This is a genomic window from Shewanella chilikensis, from assembly GCF_002836945.1.
Classification (GTDB): Bacteria; Pseudomonadota; Gammaproteobacteria; order Enterobacterales; family Shewanellaceae; genus Shewanella; species Shewanella chilikensis.
The window spans coordinates 22,404-29,851 of sequence record NZ_NIJM01000051.1 but is presented as its reverse complement, the minus strand read 5'-3'; the positions used below and the strand labels follow the sequence as shown (position 1 = coordinate 29,851).

Below are 7,448 nucleotides of genomic sequence, written 5' to 3'. Positions count from 1 at the left end.
TTGAGTTCGCCGAGGGCGCGGCATAATAACCTCCTTGTTAAATGCTTAAACAAAGGATAGTCGGAGGCTAACTACTGCGCCATTAACGCTGGGTGTCCATATTTTTTACCTCCTTCTGTTAAATGCTTAAACAAAGGATAGTCGGAGACTAACTACTGCGCCATTAACGCTGGGTGTCCATATTTTTTCTGCGGAGCATTACATGATGTATAACAAGGCAAAGCTATTTGGTGATGACATTGCATGTGAAAGAATCCTCCTTGCCACCAACCCTGGCGCAGCCAAAGCTATTGGTCGGGAAGTAGTCGGGTTCAACCAAGAAGTCTGGGATGAGAGACGCTTTGAAATAGTACTTAATGCAAACTTAGCTAAGTTTGCTCAGCATACTGAACTAAAATCGTTTCTGCTTAATACTGGAAACCGTATCTTAGTCGAGGCTAGTCCTGTAGATAAAGTATGGGGGATAGGGCTCGCTCAAGATCATCCTGAATCTGAAATTCCCAGGAGATGGAAAGGCTTAAATCTGTTAGGGTTTGCACTCATGGAAGTTCGCGATCGGCTCAGAAAAGATCTCTGACAATCAAAAGCCAAAAGAATAACAAGCTTCAAATAATGAATAAAAATTCATTTATTTTCTCTCCTCCTCTGGGTAGACTGAGCGCCCTCTTATCCAGAACATCATAATAAACATGCAATTAAGTCGTAGGCATTTTATTCAGGCCGGTTTAGCTGGTACTGCACTGGGGCTCAGTGGCTGCAGTAATTTCTCTCTATCTTCCCAAGAGCAGGCCCAAGCTACAGTCTCCAAGGGGCCCCTGGCGCTGAACTTCAATGAAAACCCGCTGGGGATGCCAAGCAGTGCCAGAGAAGCCATTATGCAGCATATGGGCGAAGCGCACCTGTATCCCGACAGTGCCCGTCAGGCTTTGCTCAAGCGCCTGGCAAGCTACCACTGTGTCAGCCAAGAGCAGCTCATTTATGGCAATGGCTCTTCCGAAGTACTCAAGTTCGCCATAGATGCCATGGCCAGCGCTCACTGCCAGTTGGTAATGCCCAAGCCCACCTTTGACATAGTGGCCGACTATGCCAAGGCCAGAGGACTCAAGGTAACTGAAGTGCCACTGACCGCCGAGCTGCAAACCGATATCGCCGCCATGCAAGCCGCCGTGGCCGCGCACTCTGGCCCTTCCATTGTCTATCTGTGTAACCCCAACAACCCAACCGGCCTCTTGCTACCCAAGGCGCCGGTTGCGCAGTGGCTGGCCAAGGCCAGTCCCGAGCTGCAGTTTATTATTGATGAGGCCTACGGCGAGTATGCCGGTAGCGATTTCCAATCCGCGCTGCCGTTCATCCAAAATGGCCAGAAACACACAGTGCTAACCAAGACGTTCTCCAAAGCATGGGGAATGGCGGGACTAAGGGCCGGTTATGCCATTGCCGCTCCGGAAATGATAGCCGCCATGCAGGCCCAGGCGAGTTTTGACAACGCCAACCTGTTTGCCCTCTATGGGGCAGCGGCAGTGTTGGATGACAGCGCCTGGCTGGCGCAGGCCCGCAGCAACAATTTGGAGGCCGGTGCCATTATCATTGCCACGCTCAAACAGTTGGGGCTCGACTATCTGCCACTCAACGCCAGTTTTATTTTCCACCGCATCAAGGGCAATAATGAAGACTATCGCAAGCGGATGCAGCAGGCCGGCATTCTGGTGGGCCGCACCTTCCCAGGGCTTGAAGGCTGGAATCGCTTGACCTTGGGCACACCAATGCAGATGCAACAAGTTGCCAAAGAGATGCAACGCCAGCGTTTGGAAGGTTTGCTCTAATTTCTCTTTCAAGAGCTGTTTCAAGAACTGTTTCAAGCACTCTTTCAAGTGCCTTGGCTTTTCGCTAGACTCGGACTTTCGCAGCCTTTTTCAGAAGGATTCTGATATGCAAGTCCAATCCATTCTGGGGGCGTTATTCGCCCTCGGTTTCTCCCTGTCGTTACAAGCCGCCCCCGGCGAGCTGGTCATCAACAAAAATGCCAAACCCAAATCCTCAAACCGTTATATCGAAGCCGTTCATAAAGAGATCCCGGTAGCGGGAGCCAGTGAGGCCCAGGTTCGCTATGCCATTCTCGAAGGAATGCTCAGCACCAAGGGCTTTGCCTGGGTATACGAGGGCGAAGGTGAGGGCTATATCCTGGCCCGTTTCGACTATCGTGGCGACACTAATGTGATGCGCATTGAATACGACGCCAGCTATATTCAGCTTAAATACCACGCCGCCCTGGGGGATTTTGTCTGCAAGAAGCTGATTGATGATATCTGCTACAAGAATGGCCGCGGCTATTACAACTACATCAAGAATCTGCGTCTCTCCATCGCTCAGGAGCTGAAAAAATCATGAAACGAATACTACTGCCGCTGCTGCTGAATCTGTTATGGCTGAACCCGGCTTCCGCCGAGACTGAATATCAATTGCAACGCTGGCAAAACCCAGTATCCACGGGTGGTTATGTGCAGGATATTCCCGCCATGTTGCAGCGGGCCGTTACCCGGGATAGCTGGGAACTGGAAACTGCCGCAGATGGCACCTGGCTCGCCCGGCTCAATAACTACAAGGGATACACGGTCGAAGTAGAAGTCGCACGACAGGCACAGGCACTGCAGCTTAGCCTGCTCTCCAGCCGTTGCGATTGCAAAATAGACCAAGCCAAAATCGACAGTTGGTTAATTCGCCTCAGGCGCAATATCGCTCTCGAAGTCACCAAAGCCGCCAGAGATGAGAGTCTGCGACAGAAACTGAAGGCCAAATATTAAGGGGATTCCCTTGATTGGCAAAGGTGCCGAAATCTTAAGTTAACAAAAACCTGCTAGTCTGTGCACCGGAACCTTTCATGCCACACAGCTATAGGCTCCAAGATGTGACAGTTGCAGCTTAATATCATTTACCGCTTTCACTCTGCCACACTTATGCTACCTTTCAGCGACGCTATAATAAGTAAAAATATGCAGCCTATCAGGAATAACGACTGCGAAATGGATCCTCGCCTCAGAATACGAGCCGACAGCAAGCTGCCGACTAAACCTAACAAGTGGGGATCTGTTTTATGTTCTTCAATAAATCGTCCAGACATGCGCTGGAACAATGTCAATTGCAGCTATCCAGGCAACTGGCAACAGTACAAGCCATAGAGCAGTCGCTTGCCTGTGTGGTGTTCACGCCCGACGGCACTGTGATAGAAGCCAATAGCCTGTTTGCCGAGTTGTTTGGCCTGGAACAGGAAAAGTTCAAAGGCATGCCTCACAAAAGCTTGTGTCAGGCCGATTATGCCGCCTCAACCCAATACCGCAGTTTTTGGGAGCAGCTCAGGCAGGGGAAAGCCGCTGCCGGGGTGTTTGAACGTCGCCATGCAGATGGCAGCTGCATCTATTTGCAGGCCACCTACTTCCCTGTGTTTGAGCAGGGTAAAGTCACCCGCGTCATGAAAATTGCCGCCGATGTCACCAACAGCCAAATGGAAACCGACACTCAAAAAGCAGTGGCCAACGCCCTGGATAACTCCCAGGCGATTATCGAGTTTGACCCCAAGGGCAATATCATTGAGGCCAATGCCAATTTTCTCGACGTCATGGGCTATACCAGGGCCGAACTGAAAGGACAACACCACAAGCTGTTTTGTGAAGAGGCCTTCTACCGGGAACACCCCCATTTTTGGGAAGAGCTCAATAAGGGCCAGTTCAAGTCCGGGCTGTTTAAACGCTTCAATAAACTGGGGCAAACCGTCTGGCTTGAGGCCAGCTATAACCCGATACACAATGCCGCCGGTAAAGTAATCAAGGTGATTAAGTTTGCCAGTGATATCACCGCCAGGATAGAAAAGTCCCAGGCGATTAAAGAAGCGACCGAAATAGCCCACAGCACGGCGCTGAATACAGGTGCCACAGTCGAGCAAGCCATAGACAGTCTCGACAGGGTAACTGCTACCTCAAACAACATAACCTATCAGGTACAGCAGGCCTCAGAGGCGATAGCTCAGCTCAATGAGCAATCACGCCATATCCAGGCGATAGTCTCGACCATCAGCGCCATTGCCGAGCAGACCAATCTGTTGGCGCTCAATGCCGCAATTGAAGCTGCCCGCGCCGGTGAACAGGGCCGAGGCTTTGCCGTTGTCGCCGATGAAGTCAGGCAACTGGCGGCCCGCACCAGTGAGTCCACCAAGGAGATAGGCTCTGTTGTCAGTCAAAATGGTCAGCTTACAGACAAGGCCACCCGGGAAATGGCGGCGGTGGCCGAAGCGGCCAACCAAGGTAAAATCCAACTTCAGGATGTCGCGGACCTAATGAGCGCGATTCTCGATGGTGCCCGCAATGTGGTTGATACAGTCGCGTCCCTGTCCGATGAACATCAGGGACATTGATCCGAAGGCTTCTCCCGCCCCGCTAAAAAGCCCCCCCCCAGCCAAGGCCGGGGGCTTTCGTCAGATCTTGAGTTTATCCATCTGATCGTTTTGACTATGTCGCAACTGCGCCAGCGTCGGGCACAATGCGCGTGCAGACAAAAAAGTTAACAGCGACAAAATTGCAGCTTGGACAGGCCAAGCCTCAAGCAACTCAAATGAATAAGCCTCTTTTTTACTACAGACATAAAAAAAGGGAAGCGCTGGGCTTCCCTATCATCCTTCTGGCTCAACTACGCAGTTGCCGGAAACACTCGGCAATAATCTCAAGCCCCTGCTGCAGATCCCTGTCACTGACGGTCAAAGGCACCAAGAGACGCAGTACATTGCCATAAGTGCCACAGGAAAGCAGGATAAGACCGCGCTCCCTCGCCAAGGTGAGGACTCGCGCGCAGTACTCGGGCTTCGGCACACCGTCTTCAACCAACTCCATGGCCACCATGGCGCCCAGGCCGCGAACATCGGCAATAAAGTCGTACTCCTGCTGCAGCTTGCCAAGCGCTTCTTTAATGACAGTGCCCACCTGGTTGGCCCGCGCCAGCAGCTGTTCCTTCTCGAAGGTTTCTATCACCGCCAGGGCGGCAGCGCAGGCAAGCGGATTGCCGCCATAGGTGCCTCCCAAACCGCCGGGACCTATGGCATCCATCATCTCGGCCCGACCGGTAATACCGGAGAGTGGGAAACCGCCGGCAATGGACTTGGCAAAAGTCGTGATATCGGCGGCAACACCCATCTGTTCCATGGCAAAGAAGGTGCCGGTGCGGCCGGCGCCCGTCTGCACCTCATCGGCAATCAGCACTATCCCTTCCTTGTCACACAGCTTGCGCAGCCGCGCCATAAACTCGGGGGATGCGGCATAGAAGCCGCCCTCGCCCTGCACCGGCTCAAGAATAATAGCGGCAATATCCGCCGGCTCGGCATCATTCTTGAAAATCTGCTCAATGGACTTCATCGCATCGTCGTCACTCACCCCATGCAGCGCGCAGGGATACTGGGCGCGAAACACGTTGGCCTGCATCAGCCCCATGCCCTTACTGTAGGGCGCCACTTTGCCGGTGAGCGCCAGCGTTGCCATGGTGCGGCCATGATAGCCTGAGGTAAAGGCGATGACGCCGCTGCGTTTGGTGTAGGCCCTGGCGACCTTAAGGGCATTTTCCACCGCCTCCGAGCCACTGGTAAACAGTGCCGACTTCTTGGCGAAATCCCCGGGAACCAGGGCGTTGAGTTTTTCGCAGACGGCCACATAACTCTCATAGCCCAGCACCATAAAACAGGTATGGGAGAAATCTTCCAACTGGCGGGCAACCGCCTGCTTGACTCTGGGATGCAGGTGCCCGGTATTGAGCACGGCTATGCCACCGGCAAAGTCCAGATATTCGCGGCCCTCGACGTCCCATACCCGGGCATTTTCCGCCCGTTCCACAAACACAGGGTGTATCTGTCCCACACCCGGTGCCACTGCGGCCTGGCGCCGCACCATCAGAGAGTCATTGCTTATCATCCTGCTATCCTCTGTTGTTGTCCCGGCATCGCCGGGACATGGGTTAATCAGACCGAGAGGCAGAGATACTTGATCTCCAGATATTCCTCTATGCCGTATTTAGAGCCTTCCCGTCCCAGCCCCGAGGCCTTGATGCCACCAAAAGGCGCCACTTCGTTGGAGATAAGCCCGGTATTGATCCCCACCATGCCGTATTCCAGCGCCTCGGCGACTTTCCAGACTCTGGAGATATCCCTGGCGTAGAAATAGGCCGCCAAGCCAAACTCAGTATCGTTGGCCATGGCGATCACTTCATCGACACTGTCGAAGCGGAACAGCGGCGCCAGCGGGCCAAAGGTTTCCTCTTTGGCGACCCGCATGCTGCCATTCACCTCGGTCAAAATAGTGGGCTCGAAGAAGTTACCGCCCAGCGCCCGGCCGCCGGTCTTGACCCTGGCGCCTTTGGAGACGGCATCCTCGAGATGAGCCTGCACCTTTTTCACCGCATTCTTGTCGATAAGTGGCCCTGTGGTAATGCCGGACTCTGTGCCGACACCCACCTTGAGCTCGGCCACTTTGGCGGCCAGCTTTTCGCTAAAGGCATCGTAAACGGACGACTGTACATAGATGCGGTTGGCGCAGACGCAGGTCTGACCGGCATTGCGGTATTTGGAGATCATCGCCCCTTCCACCGCAGCATCCAGATCGGCATCGTCAAACACGATAAAGGGCGCGTTGCCGCCGAGCTCCAGTGACAGTTTCTTCAGGGTGGCGGCGCATTGCTGCATTAGATGAATGCCCACGCCGGTCGAGCCGGTGAAAGATAACTTACGCACCACGGCGCTTTCGCAAAGGGTATTGCCTATCGCCTTGGCATCACCGGTGATTACGCTGAAGACGCCGGGAGGAATGCCTGCTTCAATCGCCAGGTAGGCCAGCGCCAGAGCGGTAAAAGGGGTCTGCGGCGCCGGTTTGACTATCATGGTGCAACCGGCCGCCAGTGCCGGTCCCGCCTTACGGGTTATCATCGCCGCCGGGAAGTTCCAGGGCGTAATGGCCGCAGTCACGCCCACGGGTTGCTTGATCACCAGCAGGCGCTTGTCCTGTTGATGGCCTGGGATCGTATCGCCGTAAACCCGCTTGCCCTCTTCGGCAAACCACTCGATAAAGGAGGCGGCGTAAGCGACCTCACCGCGGGCTTCTGCCAGAGGCTTACCCTGCTCTGTGGTCATCAGCAGCGCCAAGTCATCGGCGTGTTGATTGATAAGCTCGAACCAACGTTTGAGAATGCTGCTGCGCTCTTTGGCGGTCAACGCCCGCCAGGCCGGAAGAGCCCGCTCGGCGGCATCTATGGCTCTGTGGGTTTCAAATGCGCCCATCTCGGGCACACTGCCGATACGCTCGCCGGTGGCCGGGTTGAAAATATTGACCTTCTTGCCTGAGTCTGCGTCCAGCCACTGGCCTTCGATATAGGCTTGTTCACGCAGCAGCTCACTCTGATTAAGTTTCATTGCGACTCCTTTA

The 7,448-nt window shown here is 54.1% G+C and carries 7 protein-coding genes; 5 read left to right on the top strand and 2 right to left on the bottom strand.

Annotated elements, in window-relative coordinates; all coding sequences use genetic code 11:
- Positions 1–169: 169 nt before the first annotated feature.
- From CX651_RS16150 to CX651_RS20290, 5 genes are all read left to right on the top strand, one after another.
- On the top strand, positions 170–577 hold the full coding sequence (locus CX651_RS16150; RefSeq protein ID WP_283103268.1) for an NADAR family protein: 408 nt from the start codon (positions 170–172) through the stop codon (positions 575–577).
- Between the two features lie 112 nt (positions 578–689).
- On the top strand, positions 690–1,823 hold the full coding sequence (locus CX651_RS16145; RefSeq protein ID WP_101056865.1) for a pyridoxal phosphate-dependent aminotransferase: 1,134 nt from the start codon (positions 690–692) through the stop codon (positions 1,821–1,823).
- A 106-nt stretch (positions 1,824–1,929) separates the two neighbouring features.
- Positions 1,930–2,388 (top strand): hypothetical protein, encoded by a 459-nt coding sequence (locus CX651_RS16140; protein WP_071477021.1) that lies wholly within the window; start codon positions 1,930–1,932, stop codon positions 2,386–2,388.
- Positions 2,385–2,801, top strand: coding sequence for a hypothetical protein (locus CX651_RS16135; protein WP_101056864.1), 417 nt, complete (start codon positions 2,385–2,387; stop codon positions 2,799–2,801). The genes CX651_RS16140 and CX651_RS16135 overlap by 4 nt, the downstream gene beginning before the upstream one ends.
- Positions 2,802–3,091: 290 nt before the next feature.
- The gene (locus tag CX651_RS20290) at positions 3,092–4,405 is read left to right on the top strand and encodes a methyl-accepting chemotaxis protein (RefSeq protein ID WP_101056863.1); all 1,314 of its coding nucleotides are present in this window, start codon (positions 3,092–3,094) and stop codon (positions 4,403–4,405) included.
- A 268-nt stretch (positions 4,406–4,673) separates the two neighbouring features.
- Here the strand turns inward: CX651_RS20290 and gabT are convergent, their stop codons facing one another.
- Together gabT and gabD are read right to left on the bottom strand one after the other, a co-directional pair.
- Positions 4,674–5,945 (bottom strand): 4-aminobutyrate--2-oxoglutarate transaminase, encoded by a 1,272-nt coding sequence (gabT, locus tag CX651_RS16125; protein WP_025887874.1) that lies wholly within the window; start codon positions 5,943–5,945, stop codon positions 4,674–4,676.
- 47 nt (positions 5,946–5,992) lie between these two features.
- Entirely contained in the window at positions 5,993–7,435 is a 1,443-nt protein-coding gene (gabD, locus tag CX651_RS16120; RefSeq protein ID WP_101056862.1) for an NADP-dependent succinate-semialdehyde dehydrogenase, read from the bottom strand.
- Between the last annotated feature and the right edge of the window lie 13 nt (positions 7,436–7,448).